The sequence below is a fragment of the Haloarcula sp. CBA1122 genome (assembly GCF_009741785.1).
Taxonomy (GTDB): domain Archaea; phylum Halobacteriota; class Halobacteria; order Halobacteriales; family Haloarculaceae; genus Haloarcula; species Haloarcula hispanica.
On the sequence record NZ_WPCB01000036.1, the window covers coordinates 20,766 to 35,478 of the forward strand.

Here is a 14,713-nt window from a genome sequence, read left to right on the forward strand (position 1 = left end):
TGTCTTACCCTTTGCGTTCACTCCTCGCCCCGGGTGATAAGTGACCCTTTGTGACACTCCGGACAGAAGTCCCCAGCGCGCAACGACGTCGATTCCACCTCGGTGGTGAACCCACACTCCGGACAGGCGAACTCGCCTTCCGGAACCGTCACGGCGCTGTCGCTGGTCGGTTCGACGCTCGAATCGTCGTCCGTTCCGGTATCGACCGGCATCGTCTCCGGCGACCAGCCGTCCCCGTCGTCCCCCGGTTCATCGGGCCATTCGCCCGGCTGGCGGTCGTCGCCGGCCGACTCCGATTCCTCTTCCTCGCCGAGAATGAGCCCGTCGTCTTTCTCCGGGTCGGTCTCGTCTTCGGTTACCGGCTCCTCGCCTTCGGCGTCCGGGACGTCGACCGTCGTCGTCGGCTCGTCCAGTTCCACGTCGCCGCTTTCTTCCTCGCCATCGTCACTATCGTCGATAATCTCGGCGTCGTCAGCCGACGGATCAACCGGTTCCCCGGCGTCTACGCTTTCGTCGCCGATTCCTGTGTCGTCCGGTGCTTCGACCGGGTCGTCGACGCTATCCCAGCCACCCGAGCGCTCCGATTCCTCGTCTGTGGGTTCGGCCGCGCTATCAGCAGGTTCGTCTTCTGGCGGTGACTCGGTCCCCACCGTTTCGGATTCGGACTCGTCTTCGACGAGGTCGCTGGCGATGTCCGACGGCGTCTCGATTGCCGTGACCTCCTTGTTCTCCGAGACGATCCGCGTATTTCCACACCGCTCACAGGTCTCCCGTTCCTGGATGGTGATGACGACTTCGCTACCCTGCTCTTCGCGCTCGCGCTCGACGGTGGTCTCACCGTACTTGTGCCCGAGGACGGAACATTTGAGACCCATTGCCAGAACTTCCCACCGTGGCGTACTTAAACCCTGCCCGTTGGCTCTACCGCTCGTGACAGAACGCTACCCTGTTTCGCGACGCTGCTACATTAATTTCAGCACAGCTTGTGAAATTTTATAACTGGAAGCGGTACTACGTTACGCCAATGCAGCGGATGACGACGCTCGTGGTGTCGGTCCTCGCCCTCTCGGCGCTTCTCGGCGGGACAGCGGTGGCGGCCGAGAACCAGCCACCGCTTGCCGACGCCGGACTGGACCAGTCCGTCGAGCGAGAGACGTCGGTCCAGTTGGACGCCAACGGCTCGCGCGACCCCGACGGCACAATTGAGAGTGTCGAGTGGTCCATCGAAACGCCGGACGGCACGACGCGCACGCCCGACTGCCAGACCTGCGTTCAGACGACGTTCTCGCCGGCCGAGATCGGCCAGTACAACGTCACTGTCACGGTTACTGATGACGACGGAGCGTCGCGCTCGGACACGCTCCACGTCGACGTGGTGGCCGCTGGTGGGCCGTCAGTCTCGATGTCGGCCCCGCCCGCGGTTCCCGTTGGCCTCCAGCGGAATCTGACTGCAAACGCGACTGCCGGTGATGCCGACCTCCGAACGCTCGCGTGGGTCGTCAACGGCACCGCCCAGAACCAGACACGACTCGCCGGTGAGAACGGGACCGCGACCATTACGCACACGTTCAACGACTCCGGCTCTGTGTCCGTCCGCGCGGTCGCCTACGACGCCGCTGGACGGCGTGGGACCTCCAATCAAACAGTTCAGGTCGTCGACTCGTCCGCCAACGGTGGTGGCGGTGGTGGTGGGAGCAGCTGTGGAGCAAACAGCGGGAACTACTACGTGGACGGTCAGAACCAGGGCTGTACGAGTGCTGCCATGACTATTGGCGATACCATCGTCGATACTGACGGACGGGACGGCCTGCATGTGTACGTTGACAATGAACTCACTAAGATAGCAGACGAAGATGAACTGAATTCGCTCTCTGAAGACGGTTATGGCGGAGTGTTCAGCAAGGAGACCGTTGATGAGCTAACGGATGAGGCGGAAGAGAGGAAACGCTCAGCCTCTGATGATGACGATGATGGCGGTAGTAACGGTAGTAATAATGATGAATGCAGTTACTGTAGCACCGATAGCACTGCCAGTAATTCTAATTCCGACAGTAGTACTCGCCCAGGCTCTAGTGTGCCAAACGATCTAGGTGGAGATTCCAGTAGTGATGACGATGATGACGGTGGCTATGACTGGAGCTACGATGATGACGATAGCGGAAGTAATGACGATGACAGTAGTTCCAGTAGCGATGGTGATGATGACGATGGCAGTGGTTGGTTCAGCAGTGGGAGCGACGATGATGGTGATGATGAGGGCGGTGGTTGGTTGGGTGGTGGAAGCGATGATGACAGCAGTGACGATAGTAGTGATGACGACGATGATGACAGTGGCTGGAGTTTCTGGTAGGATGTTCCAATCTCGTTTTTTTCAACGGAGGATTTATAAGAAATAGCGGCTGATTTCAAGATAAGATGGACCGAAAGTACAAGCTCGGAGAGATAACCACTTTTGTGTTAGTGACAGTTGCAGGCGCTCTCCTGCTTCCAGTCGCTGCGCCGACTTCCATATGGAGGGACGGGCATGTTTATGCAGACAAATACCCATGGCTGTCCGATATCCAGTCTGGTAATGAACTTGCCAGCGGCTTGACTCCATTAGTTTTCGTGGTTGTCTTCGCCGCCCCTATTCGTGATATTTCGATTTTCGCCTCTGGCGGTGGGACCGTGTGTGCCTCATCAACGACATTTGGCGATGCCGGGTCAGCAGTTAGTTCGGCACCAAAACTAATGCCGACCTCGACTGAAATCCCGATCCTTCTGCCCGTTGAGGAAGATAACAGGGATACAGATCCCAACAACGAGATTCAAGACATATGATAAAAACTAACGCTCCATATAGTGTTGCCGCCATGGCTCTCCTGATTATGTCTGCCGGATGTTCCGGCTTCGTGGGGGGGAGTGGGCCAACCGAACAGACAACTGTACCAACCCAGACGCCAGAAGCCACGCCTGATCCAACACCCGAGGCTACTGAAACGCTAACGTCCGAACCAACGGCCAAAGCTACTGAACCCTCAAAGCCTGAGTCAATAGAAACCGAATCCGATAGGCAAGAGCTAACGAAGACAGAGAAGTTTGCAGAGTTCGATGAGGATATGCACCGAATGTATCGTATAACTAATAGAAGCGGCGCGCTTGAAGAAACCAAAACCTTCCCTGAGAACGGCACTTATCATATGACTGTTGAAATGCGGGATACCACGAACCGGACTAAAACCGTAACCGACCGGCGTGACCCGATCTTGAATTATTATGCCCTTGTGGCTAATTACAATGACAACACAAGGGGATTTGACGAAGAAGACCACACGTACATCCCTGATACAGTCAACATAACCTTTGTCACGGAAGACGGTGAAGTGTTTGAGACGCGGTACATCAAGTACGTCTGGGCGTGGAAGTATTCTACTGGTGATTGGTCGATGGTGGTGTATGCCGGAAAATATGCTGGGACCGTCGAGAAAGGTCCTGGCTACCATGAAAAGTGGAAGTAGAGGGACAGTCATTTCAATATTATGAGCTACGGAGTGGTTGTCGGCGACGACCGCACTGCCCCGGAGTCAGTCAGATTTATTTTCTGTCGACGACCGTCAGACAGAGCCGGTTACAGAATCTAAGACGAACGGACGAGCGAAACGGCAAGCCCTGTCTTCGACACCGTTGTTGTACACTTCGCTGCACAAGGTGTGCATATCAGAATTCCGAGGGACAAAGATTAGACCCAGCCGGTTTTAGAGGGACATATGAGAGCGAAGCCGGAGTATCGCGACCGGGACGACACAGAGGTTGCGGTGCTCGATGCGCTCGCTGACCGCCGTGATGAGGGGATGACCGTCTTCGAGCTTCGGTCGCGGACGGAGGAGAATATCGACCGCATAGAGGACGCGCTCGCGGCTCTCAAGGCGGACGACCTCATCGAGGTCGAGGACAACGGCGAGCGAACCGTCATTCTCCCGGGCGAGGGCGTGGTGGGGGAGTCGTTGCCCGACGAAGACGAATCGATTCTGGACCAGATTCGCAAGCGACTCCCGTTGTAGCCGCTGTTGTGTCGTGGCGGTGTCACACCGCGTCCGACGGCGCGGCCGCGCAGTTGTTCGGACCGAGTTCGAGTTCGAACGCGGTGTCGTCGTCGGCCGTCTCCGTTCCGAGATTGATGGCGATAATCCGCTCGAAGTTGGCGGGGCGCGGCGGGATATCGTCACAGGCGTACTCCACGAACGCCTCGCGGTCCATCGCGAACCCCGGGAGCCGGTCGCGGAGAGTGCCCAGCGTAGCGGTGAATGTACCGTCGTCAGCCGGCGTTGTCGACTCGCTGTAGTGGCCCGGAGCGACGACTGTTTCGCCGGGTAGCGTTGCGAGTCGCTCGGTCAGCGTTCGGTGGAGGTCGCGGGCCAGATCCCTCGCTCCGTCAGCGCCAGCTTCCAGGTCTGGGCGGGCGACGCTGTCGAGGAAGACGCTGTCGCCGGCTAGGAGCACGTCGCCGACGGTGAAGCCGGTCATGCCGGTCGTATGCCCGGGTAGGGGACGAGGCTCCAGTGTGGCCGAGCCGACGCGTAGCGTTTCGTCGGCGGCCAGTGCGGTCACGTCGTCGACACCGCGGGCGACCGCTCGTTCGGAAAGGATCGGCTCGGCACCGGTCTCTGCGGCGAGACGACGGACGCCGCTGACGTGGTCGGCGTGGACGTGCGTGTCGATAGCGTGGGTGAGCGAGGCGTCGTGGTCGGCGGCGTCGGCGACGTACCGGTCGGTGAACGCTCGGAGCGGGTCGACGACAGCGGCCGAGCCATCGCTGACGACCATGTAGCCGAGACAGCCGGACGACGGCCGGCGGTACTGGAGGACGGTTGCGGCGTCGCAGGTGATCTCGCGGGCCTCGTAGAGCCGCGCCCACCCCTCCATGCCGTCGCTGAGGTTCTGTGCCTCGATGCCGTGTTCGGTCAGCAGGCCGGCGACGAAGGCGCTGGCCTCGCCGCGGCCACAGACGACCGTTATCGGGCCGGTGCCGGCCACGTCGCCGACGATGTCGTCCACTTCGCCGGTCACCTTCGCCTGAAGGAACTTCGTAAATGGGAGCTGTGTCGCTGTCACCGATTCGCCGCGAATCCGCCACTGCTCGTACTCGTCGCGGTCGCGAACGTCGAGCAACCGGAGCGACTTGCCGGCGTCCAGTTCCGCCTGCAACGCCGCTGCCGATAGTGACGGCGGGTCCGTCGGCGGGTCAGGGTAGTCATCGGCCATACCGACTGTAGCGTTGCCCGGCGGATAAATCGGGCGGGGATTTCAAGCCCCTGCCGTTCCCAGCAGGCGTATGGACGCCGGAGCCACTATCGATGCCGTTCGCGACCGAACCGAGACGGAGCGAGACAGACTGGGCTCGGACAAGGTTCTCATCGCCGCGACGGATGCGACGCTGGAGACTGAGGCGGTACTCACGGCAGCGTCGACCCGCGAGTCGGGGCTTGCGGATATCCTCGGTCGATGGGCCGACGAGTCTGACAGCGACGTGGCGACGCAGTTCGGGGCAGCCGCCGAGGCTGCGGCCGAGCGGGCGGACCGCATTGACGCGGACGCCGGTGACCCCGATGGGTTCATCGACCACCTCGAAACCGTCAGTGGGACTGCGCGGCGCGTCGGGGCCGGCCTCGTCGCTGCGCCGCTGCTCGCCGACCGGTTCTACCTGCAGGTAGTGAGTTTCTTCATCAACGAGGCGGACGAGCAGCGGGCCGATACGTTCCGCGAGATTCGAGGGGAGGCGTCGGCACTCGACGACGGGGAGGCCGCTCTCGGACACCTCTCGGAATCCGGGCGCGAGACGGCAGCCGCGGCCGCGACCGAAGCCATCGAAGCGGCGTACGACGACTACGCGGAAACGCTGGAGGCGATGGGACTGGACCCGAAGCCCATCTGCTAGTCGAGTCGGTAGGTCGCGACGCGGTTGGCGGCATAGAGGAAGCCGGCGACAGCGCCAGCGACGGCGATTGCGGCGCTCGCTACCAGCCCCCCACCGAGAAGGAGCGCGTCATCGACCGGTAGCGCGAACAGGTCTCGGACGGCGAGCAGGTACGCCAGACTCCCCGGCGCGACGGCCACGCCGAGAACGAGGAAGTACAGTCCGAACGCCCAGCCGCTCGGGACCACCACTTCGCGGCCCTGCACCGACGAGGATTCGAACTTCGGGAACACGACGCCGGTGCCGACGGCGATGGCCGGCGCGGCGAGGGTTGCCACGAGTGCGAGTGAGAGTCCGACGGCGAGCGTGACTGGCGGTGTCCCGGCCGCGATACCGAGGCCGACGACCAGTAGCGTCGTCACCACGACGCCGGGGAGCGCGCCCGCAAGGACGAGCCCGGCGACGAAGGCTCGGCCGGAGACGTTAGCGGTCAGCGTCAGCGGCAGTACCCCTTCCTCGCCGCCGAGCGGATTGAGCGAAAACGCGGCCCCGAACGCCGCCGCGCTGGCGAGGCCGGCGCTGAGCGGGAGCGTCGGCGGCACTACCCGCTCCAGAATGACTATCTGGAGGTGATACACCAAGAAGAAGAACGGCATGACCGCAAACTGGACGGTGACGGGGGCTCGCTTGGCTCTGAGCCACGACTTCTGTGCGACTACGCGGGTCGCGGTTGGGACCCGCCCCGCCAGCAGACGGTCCGAGAGCGTTCGCTCGTCGGCGTCGAACTCGTGGTCGAGCTGGACCGGATCGGCATACCAGGCCCGCCCGGCCAGCCACAGACACGCGACTGCGCCGACCGGGAGCGCGCCGAAAATCCCCGCTGTGGCGACGACGGCAGCGACCGAATTGCCGCCGGTCCCCAGCACGAGCAGGACTACGTCGGCAGGCCACGAGAGCGGTGACTGGGTCGCCAGTTGGAGCACGCGAAGCTGTACCGTCGGAACGGCCGTCATCGCGACCCAGCCAAGTGGCAGGATGAGCGAGACGGCAGCCCCGACGCTCGCGCGGTGACTGGCGACGAAGGCCGAGCGGTTCGCCACCAGTTTTGTCACCAGCCCCAGGCCGAAGCCGAGAACCGTCCCCAGCAGGGCGACCGCGACCGATCCGACGAGCGCCACGAGAGCGACGAGCACGCCCGCATCACCGGCTGCAAGCCCGCCTACCAGCGCCACAATCGGGATGGCGAGCGCGAGCGACACGCGACCGGCCTCGGCGGCGAGCAGCCCGGCCGCCGCGTCCTCGTAGGGGACCGTCGTCAGCAGGCCGTCGGCGGCGTCGGGCTCGCCGGCCGATTTCACCGTGTGCTGGAGCGTGAAGAAGCCGACGAGTCCGAGCAGTCCGACGATACCCGCCGTCGTCGCAAGCCTGACCGTGTGGGGGTCGCTGTCGGCCAGGGCACCGCCGAAAAAGAACGCCCCTGCGCCGATAGCGAGACTGTATATGCTGATGCCCAGCCCGCCGCCGAGGAATATGAGTGCGCCGCGTGTTGTCCCCTTGAGCTTGCGCCAGGTACGCCGCAGTTCCGTCCGCGCGATCAGTCGTGTCCGTCGTCCGCTCGGCCGTCTCATCGCTCTCCCGGGTGCTCGCTGGTCACGTCGAGGAACACGTCTTCGAGCGTGCTCCCGGACTCGACGCTGTCGGTCAGTTCATTGGGAGACCCCTCCGCGACGAGGTCGCCGTCGTACAGGACGCCGACGGTGTCGGCCAGCTCCTCGACGACGGGCAGGATGTGCGTCGAGAGAAAGACCGTCGTGTCAGCGGCCGCGACTTCGCTGATGGTGTCACGCACTGTCCGGGCTGCCCGCGGGTCCAGCCCCGAGGTCGGTTCGTCCAGAAAGAGGACCTCCGGCTCGTGCAACAGCGCCTGGACCAGCCCGAGTTTCTGTTTCATCCCCTTCGAGTACGTCTCGACGCGCCGGTCGGCGTCCCCGTCGAGGTCGAACCGGTCGAGCAGCGACTCCACGCGGTCCCAGTCCTCGTGGCCGCGCAGGCCGGCGACGTACTCCAGTTGCTCCCGGCCGGTGAGTTCGTCGTACAGCGGCGGTTCTTCGGGGAGGAAGCCGATGTGTTCGACCACCGCTGCGCGGTCGGCGACCGACTCACCGGCGACCCGAGCGGTGCCGCTTGTCGGGTTCGTCAACGTCGTCAGGATGCGAATCGTCGAGGTCTTACCCGCGCCGTTGGGGCCGAGGAAGCCGAAGACGCTCCCACGCGGGACCGTGAGGTCGAGGTCCGCTATCGCCGAGACCCCACTGTAGCGCTTCGTCAACCCCTCGGTGACGATTGCGGGTGCTGGAGGGCACATACGGGCAGTGCCGTACCGACTGTGAAAAGGTCTTGCTGTTGCTATGTGCGACTCTCTGGGATGGTTGTTTGGTGCTGCTACGGCTTTGTGGTGATATTTGAACAGCCAGAAAGCCCCCGCGCTATCGGCTCCTGCGCCTCGCTGCGCGCGCTTCGCGTGCTTGCGTCGTCGGAGTTCGCCGATAGCACGGCCCCTTTCAGTCCCACCCAGCCGGGGCTTTCTGGCTCCCGACGGCCGTAGCTGCAGAACCATGCACAACAGAACCCGATACTTTAGCTAGCCGTTACTCTTCAACGGCTGCGTCGGCGGCATCGGCTTCAGCGTCTTCATCCTCGCCATCGTCATCAGGATTCTCGACGACTTCGATACCGCGGTTGTTGACCGCTGACGGGTCCAGACCGACCTCCTGCAGGAAGTTCTTGTACTCGCGCTCGCACTGCTCGGCGTCCTTCTGGCGGTCGCTGGCGCGGTCACACAGCGCGACGAGGTCCTCGGGCACGTCGTTGGTGTAGACGATCCAGTGGTTGATGAGGTCCGACAGGCGGCGGATCGGCGAGGTGAAGTGGCCGTAAATCTCGAAGTTCAGGGCGTGGTGGCCGCCGAAGGGGTCGTTCATGTACTTCGCGCGTGGCATGACCTTCATCACGGCCCACTGAATCTTGTCGAGTTGGCGACCGGGGGCCTGTTCGAGCGTGGCGTTGACGGCCTTTCGCGGGTCGTCCCAAGCGTCGCCGGGGATGGAGACGCCGTCGAGCTCCTGAATCTCGACCAGCGCCTCGTCCCACTCGTCGGGGCTCGGCTGTGGGTGGACGCGGTACATCGCCTCGACGCCGCGGTTCCACATCAGCTCGTGCGTGACGGCCTTGTTGGCCTTCAGCATACACTCCTCGATGATGGTGTGGGCGCGGTCGCGGGCGGGGTTGAGGACGAGCGAGCCCTCTTCTTTGCGCTGCTCGTGCATCCGGTCGGCCAGTTCCCAGACGCGCTCGGTCTTCTCCGCGAGGTCGACGCTCTGGTCCTCTAGCACGTCTTCTGCGGTCTCCGGCTCGTCCAGCAGGCGCTCGGCCTCGGTGTAGGTCAGGCGAGCGTCCGAGCGGATGACGGACTTGTAGATGTTGATCTCCTCGTAGCCGAGGTTCTCCTTGTCGAGGTGCATCTCGACGGTGTGGGCCAGGCGGTCCTCGTTGGGGACCAGCGAACAGACGGTCTCGGCGAGGACGGGCGGCAGCATGTGGACGGTGTAGGCCGGGAGGTAGACGGTGTTCCCGCGCTCGACGGCCTGCTCCCACATCTTCGTGTCGGGGTTGACGTAGTGGGTCACGTCGGCGATGTGGACCCAGAGGACGATCTCGTCCTCGCGCTCCTCGATGGAGATGGCGTCGTCGAAGTCCTGGGCGTCGATGGGGTCGGTCGTCCAGGTCGTCATCTCCCGGAGGTCTTCGCGTTCGTCGACCTCGTCCTCGATTTCGGCCTGGACGCCCTGCGTGCGCTCTTTGGCCTCCTCCAGTACCTCGGGCGGGAACTCGTCGGGGATGCCGAACTTCTCGAACAGTTCCTCGCGCTTGTTCTCCAGATGGCGGGCCATCTCCGGGTCGATCTCGACGGGGCCTTGCCCCTCGGCGGTCCCGGCGGCCGCTTGCGCGTCCTCTGTAGTCATGTCACCCGGTACGAACAGGGCGTAGTTAGGGCTGTCGGGGTGGGACTGGGCCGTGACTTCCGCGTCTCATTCCCTGTGCGTGTCGCCCTCGGAGAGTTCTCGGAACCGTCTCAGGAAGGTCTCTTGGTCGGTCTCGCCGGCCCCGGCGGCGTCAAGCGTCGTTTCGAGGCCGTCCCGCGGCTGCTGGCACAGGTCGGCAAAACAGGCTTTACAGAGGTGCTCGAACGTCTTGTTCCGGCGGTCCCACCGGTCGCCGTGTTTGTCGTACTCGCGGGCCTCGGACCGTGGGACGGACTCCCCACACGCGATGCAGGTGACTGACTCCCCCCGGGAACTCCGGGACCCGAACATACGAACCAGTTGCGACTGACAGCGCTTAGAGCTTTCCGCACAGGCAACAGTTCCCCGTTCCGGGCCACACGTTTATTCACCCGCCGCCACTACACAGGGTATCGGCTATTCGGAGCCAGGGACACTGAATGAAGCCACCAGAGACACTCGCTCACTCGACGTTGGACACGCTACCCATCAATATCGCTGTCCTCGACGACGAGGGGACGATTCTGTTTACCAACCGCGCCTGGCGTGAGTTCGCGGGCGACGAGGATGGGGAGATGGAGGGGACGAACTACTTCGCGACGACCGACATCGACGCCGACGAGTACGCCGGGCAGGCACTCGGCGGCATCGAGTCGGTCATCGACGGTGAGCAGGACCTGTTCACGATGGAGTACCCGTGTCACTCCCCGGAGGAGAAGCAGTGGTTTCTGATGCGGGTCGCACCGCTGCCCGACGACGAGGCCGGGAGCGCAGTCGTCGCACACATCGATATCACCCAGCGGAAGCTCGCTGAACTGGCAGCCGAGCGCCGCAGCGAGGAGCTCAAGGCCGAGCGCCAGAACCTCAAGCAACTCGTTGACCGGGTCGACGGGCTGCTGAAAGCGGTGATGGGCGACGTACTGACCGTCGACTCGCGCGAGGCCATCCAGCAGACCGTCTGTGACCGGCTGGCCGAGGTCGACTCCTACCAGTTCGCCTGGGTGTCAGAACTCGATCTCCGCGACGAGACGCTGTCGTCGACAGCCCTCTCCGCCGACCACCCGACGTCGCTGTCCATCCCGCTGGACGCCGATGACCCGGTTGCGGAGGCGGCCCGCACCGAGGAGATGCAAGTTGTGACCGGTGACATCGACGAGCAACACAGCCGACTCGCCGACTCCGACGTTGCGTCGGTCGCGGCAGTCCCGCTCGTCTCCGGCGAGTCGCTGTACGGCGTCCTTACCGTCTACGCCGACAGCGACGACGTGTTCGACCCTCGCGAACAGGCCGTACTGGGGACCATCGGGCGGGCGACCGCGGCGGCCATCGACGCCCGCGAGACCAGCCGGCTGCTGACCGCCGACAACGTCACCGAACTCGAACTGCGGGTCACCGACCCAGAGGTTTTCTATATCGACGTGGCGAGCGAACTCGGCTGCTCGATGGAGTACGGTGGGAGCGTCCCCGACGGTGAGGAGACGGTGATGTTCTTCCTCGTCGAGACGGACGACCCCTCGGCGGTCTGTGCCGTCGCCGCCGACCACCCCCAGGTGTCGGGCGTCTCGCACGTCTCGACGGCGGACTCGTCGGCGCTGTTCGAATTCACCGTCTCGGACCCGCCGGTCGTCTCGGTCGTCGCCGACCGCGGGGCCCAGACGGGCGACATTCTGGTCGAACCGGGGAAGGCGACAGTCACCGTCACGCTCCCGGCGTCGATGGAGACCCGAAGCGTGGTCGAGCAGGTCCGCAGCCAGTATCCGGAGACGGAACTGCTCTCCGTGCGAGAACGGGACGAACCGCCGGTCTCCCGTCAGGCGTTCATCGCAAACGTCGAAGAGCGGTTGACCAACCGCCAGCTAACGGCGCTCCGGAAGGGGTTTCTCGGCGGCTTCTTCGACTGGCCACGCGACGTCTCCGGCGAGCAACTGGCCGAGTCGATGGACATCTGTCCGTCGACGTTCCACCAGCACCTCCGTGCGGGTGAGCGAAAGCTACTGGAAGAAGTGTTCGAAAACTGGTAACCAGTGCTTGCGAATCCCTACGCCTGCGGCGGACTCCTGGCACGATTCCCGAAGCAGTTTGGTAGTCCGCTTATACCGATAACAACCGTATATACATGTAGTGATACGGAACCAGTGTCCTGTTTGTCTCCGGCGAACCGACGGGACACAGTCCCCCGTGACAGCGGTGCACTCACGGATCGACCGAACTATTACGGACAGCCTGCCGACAAGCGCGCGACGCATCGCCCGCCGAATGACCGCCCGATAGCTTTCAATGCACTCCGATAACATCCAAACCAGCAAATCGATACAGCAGGAGACCGGCCGGACGTTTCACCTCGCGACGCGTCTGCTTCCGGAGCGTATCCGCCACCCGACCTACGTCATGTACGCCTTTTTCCGGGTCGCGGACGAGGTCGTCGACCAGACGGATGGGCCGCCCCCGACCGTCCAGCACGAGCAACTGGAGGTAATCCGCGAGGCCGCGCTCGGGAACGTCGACCCGGCCGAGACCGACCACGAGGCGGTCATGGCGGCGTTTCAGGACCTGGCCGAGCGTCACGACATCTCCGAGGAGACGATCAACGTCTTCATCGACGCGATGGAGATGGACATCGCACAGGCCCGCTACGAGACGTTCGAGGACCTCCGTGAGTACATGGGCGGCTCCGCCGTCGCTGTCGGCCACATGATGACGGAGGTGATGGACCCGCCACAGAAGGCGGAGGCCCTGCCCCACGCGACGGCGCTGGCCGAAGCGTTCCAGCTCTCGAACTTCCTGCGGGACGTCCGCGAGGACATCCACGACTATGGCCGGGTGTACCTCCCACAGGAGACGCTCGACCGCCACGGCGTCACCGAGGAGCAACTGGCCGACGCCGAGGTCGACGACGCCTTCCGTGCCGTGATGCAGGAGGAACTGGCTCGGACCGACGAACTGTACCGCGAGGGCGTCGCCGGCATCCGATACCTCCCGGAAGACTGCCAGTTCGGCGTGCTGCTGGCTGCGGTCCTGTACGCTGACCACCACCGACTCATCCGCGACCGTGGCTACGACGTGCTGACGGAGACGCCGGAACTCACTCGCCGCCGCCGGCTGTGGTTGCTCGCCCGTACGTGGTGGCACTGGCGGCGCAACGGCGACCCCGAAGCGACGTTCTACACCGTGAGCGCTGTCTCAGAGCGCGGCCCCGGCGAGACGCCGACGGACGCCCACGGCCACGGGCAACCCGCGTGGCGTGGATGACAGCCACGCACCGGGTATCGTTTCTGACCACCGGCTGTATCTGAATTAATGTTGCCTACGCTCACGTATCTCCAGTTCCACGCCCTGTTCGTGGTGCCGGTCGTGGCTGGATTGGCACTGACAGCCACCTACCGCCTCGGGAGCCGCCGGGACGTCCTCACAGGGACAGCAATCCTCGCAGGCCTGGCGCTCGTCTACACGACGCCGTGGGACGGCGCGCTCATTCGACGCGGCGTCTGGTGGTACGGCGACGGCGCCGTACTGGTGCGGTTCTGGTCGATTCCCCTCGGCGAGTACCTCTTTTTCGTCTTGCAGACCGCGATGGTCGGGCTGTGGGTGGCCCGGTTTCGGGTGGACACTGAGCGCCAGCTAGCCACGCCGATGCGGACGCGGCTCGTTGGACTCGCCGCTGCGCTCGTCGTCGTTCTGTCCGGCCTCGTGCTCCTGCGCTCCGACTCGGGACTGTACCTCGGGTCGCTGCTGGTCTGGAGCGGGCCGATTCTCGCCATTCAGTGGGCCTTCGGCTGGCAGTTCCTCGCCAAGGAGTGGCGGACCGTCGGCGGCGCGACACTGGTTCCGGCGGCCTATCTCTGCGGTATCGACAGCGTCGCCATCCGACTCGGCGTCTGGACCCTCTCGAAACAGTACACGACCGGCTACACGATTCCCCTGCTCGACCTGCCCATCGAGGAGGCGGTGTTCTTCTTCCTGACGACGCTGTTCGTCGTGCAGGGAGTCGTGCTCTACATCTGGCTTCGGGACAGATGGGAATGAGCCGCCGCAGTACTGTCGAGCCGTCGGTTCGCTACCGGGTCGCACTGGTTCCCGGCTGGATCGCCAGCCTCGCCGTCGTTGCTCCGTTCCTCGCCGGGGTCTCGATACCGCCCGCGCTCCAGTACGCCCCGCTGGTCGTCAGTGCCGTTCTGCTCGGCCTCCCCCACGGTGCGGTCGACCACCTCGCGGTCGCACGCACCCGCGGCAAGCGCCCGGACTGGCGGGCTATCGCCCGCGTGTTCGCGCTCTACGGCGTCGTCGGCGGAACCTACGCCGTCGCCTGGTTCCTCGCGCCCGCGGCGGCGTTCGTCCTCTTCATCGCCGTGACGTGGTTCCACTGGGGGCAGGGCGACCTGTACGCGCTGCGTGCGCTGGCCGACGCCGACCACCTCCGAACCCTTCCGCAACGAATCGGAACCGTCCTCGTCCGCGGCGGCCTGCCGATGCTAGTCCCGCTGCTCGCGTTCCCGGAGTGGTACCGCCGCGTCGCGACGGACCTCGTCTCGCTGTTCGCGCCCGACGCCGTGGCCGCTATCGGCTGGGCGTTCCGGACCGACGTGCGGACCGCGCTCGCCCTCGCCTACGGCGCGCTCGTCGTGGCGACGCTGGCCGTCGGGTTCGCTCGCGCCGATGCCCGCCGGCCGTGGCTGCTCGACGCAGGTGAGACACTGGGCCTGCTCGCGTACTTCGCCCTCGTCCCGCCGGTGCTCGCCATCGGCGTGTACTTCTGTCTGTG

General features: G+C 64.2%; 15 protein-coding genes. 9 read left to right on the forward strand and 6 right to left on the reverse strand.

Going from position 1 to position 14,713, the window contains the following annotated elements; all coding sequences use genetic code 11:
• Nucleotides 1-17: 17 nt before the first annotated feature.
• A complete protein-coding gene (locus GJ630_RS13860; RefSeq protein WP_151103784.1) occupies nucleotides 18-875 on the reverse strand; it encodes a hypothetical protein in 858 nt (285 codons plus the stop codon).
• Between the two features lie 149 nt (nucleotides 876-1,024).
• Between GJ630_RS13860 and GJ630_RS13865 the strand changes: the two genes are divergently transcribed.
• The 4 genes from GJ630_RS13865 (at nucleotide 1,025) to GJ630_RS13880 (ending at nucleotide 4,040) form a co-directional block, all read left to right on the forward strand.
• Nucleotides 1,025-2,350 (forward strand): PKD domain-containing protein, encoded by a 1,326-nt coding sequence (locus GJ630_RS13865; protein WP_191450070.1) that lies wholly within the window; start codon nucleotides 1,025-1,027, stop codon nucleotides 2,348-2,350.
• 65 nt (nucleotides 2,351-2,415) lie between these two features.
• Complete coding sequence (locus tag GJ630_RS13870; protein WP_191450072.1) at nucleotides 2,416-2,820, forward strand: hypothetical protein; 405 nt, start codon at nucleotides 2,416-2,418, stop codon at nucleotides 2,818-2,820.
• Nucleotides 2,817-3,497 (forward strand): hypothetical protein, encoded by a 681-nt coding sequence (locus GJ630_RS13875; RefSeq protein ID WP_252718814.1) that lies wholly within the window; start codon nucleotides 2,817-2,819, stop codon nucleotides 3,495-3,497. The genes GJ630_RS13870 and GJ630_RS13875 overlap by 4 nt, the downstream gene beginning before the upstream one ends.
• 249 nt (nucleotides 3,498-3,746) lie before the next feature.
• A complete protein-coding gene (locus tag GJ630_RS13880) occupies nucleotides 3,747-4,040 on the forward strand; it encodes a DUF6432 family protein (protein WP_004958397.1) in 294 nt (97 codons plus the stop codon).
• Between the two features lie 22 nt (nucleotides 4,041-4,062).
• Here the strand turns inward: GJ630_RS13880 and GJ630_RS13885 are convergent, their stop codons facing one another.
• Nucleotides 4,063-5,241 (reverse strand): MBL fold metallo-hydrolase, encoded by a 1,179-nt coding sequence (locus tag GJ630_RS13885; RefSeq protein ID WP_191450074.1) that lies wholly within the window; start codon nucleotides 5,239-5,241, stop codon nucleotides 4,063-4,065.
• A 70-nt stretch (nucleotides 5,242-5,311) separates the two neighbouring features.
• Between GJ630_RS13885 and GJ630_RS13890 the strand changes: the two genes are divergently transcribed.
• On the forward strand, nucleotides 5,312-5,914 hold the full coding sequence (locus GJ630_RS13890; RefSeq protein ID WP_191450077.1) for a transcription antitermination protein: 603 nt from the start codon (nucleotides 5,312-5,314) through the stop codon (nucleotides 5,912-5,914).
• On the opposite strand, the gene GJ630_RS13895 is transcribed toward GJ630_RS13890, so the two are convergent.
• From GJ630_RS13895 to GJ630_RS13910, 4 genes are all read right to left on the reverse strand, one after another.
• Nucleotides 5,911-7,521 carry a hypothetical protein gene (locus GJ630_RS13895; protein ID WP_191450079.1) on the reverse strand — a complete coding sequence of 537 codons (1,611 nt, stop codon included), beginning with the start codon at nucleotides 7,519-7,521 and terminating at the stop codon, nucleotides 5,911-5,913. The genes GJ630_RS13890 and GJ630_RS13895 overlap by 4 nt on opposite strands.
• Nucleotides 7,518-8,258 (reverse strand): ABC transporter ATP-binding protein, encoded by a 741-nt coding sequence (locus GJ630_RS13900; protein ID WP_191450081.1) that lies wholly within the window; start codon nucleotides 8,256-8,258, stop codon nucleotides 7,518-7,520. The genes GJ630_RS13895 and GJ630_RS13900 overlap by 4 nt, the downstream gene beginning before the upstream one ends.
• Before the next feature lie 283 nt (nucleotides 8,259-8,541).
• Nucleotides 8,542-9,915 carry a ribonuclease R family protein gene (locus GJ630_RS13905; protein WP_014041244.1) on the reverse strand — a complete coding sequence of 458 codons (1,374 nt, stop codon included), beginning with the start codon at nucleotides 9,913-9,915 and terminating at the stop codon, nucleotides 8,542-8,544.
• Between the two features lie 66 nt (nucleotides 9,916-9,981).
• Nucleotides 9,982-10,266: a hypothetical protein gene (locus GJ630_RS13910; protein WP_014041243.1), complete on the reverse strand. Its 285-nt coding sequence runs from the start codon at nucleotides 10,264-10,266 to the stop codon at nucleotides 9,982-9,984.
• A 128-nt stretch (nucleotides 10,267-10,394) separates the two neighbouring features.
• Between GJ630_RS13910 and GJ630_RS13915 the strand changes: the two genes are divergently transcribed.
• The 4 genes from GJ630_RS13915 to GJ630_RS13930 all read left to right on the forward strand — a co-directional run.
• A complete protein-coding gene (locus tag GJ630_RS13915) occupies nucleotides 10,395-11,975 on the forward strand; it encodes a bacterio-opsin activator domain-containing protein (RefSeq protein WP_191450083.1) in 1,581 nt (526 codons plus the stop codon).
• A gap of 256 nt (nucleotides 11,976-12,231) precedes the next feature.
• On the forward strand, nucleotides 12,232-13,203 hold the full coding sequence (locus tag GJ630_RS13920) for a phytoene/squalene synthase family protein (protein ID WP_014041241.1): 972 nt from the start codon (nucleotides 12,232-12,234) through the stop codon (nucleotides 13,201-13,203).
• Between the two features lie 48 nt (nucleotides 13,204-13,251).
• Entirely contained in the window at nucleotides 13,252-13,977 is a 726-nt protein-coding gene (locus GJ630_RS13925; protein ID WP_050037043.1) for a lycopene cyclase domain-containing protein, read from the forward strand.
• Nucleotides 13,974-14,713 (forward strand): Brp/Blh family beta-carotene 15,15'-dioxygenase (locus tag GJ630_RS13930; protein WP_197427653.1); only part of this gene is annotated, 740 nt, incomplete at its 3' end. The genes GJ630_RS13925 and GJ630_RS13930, both read left to right, overlap by 4 nt.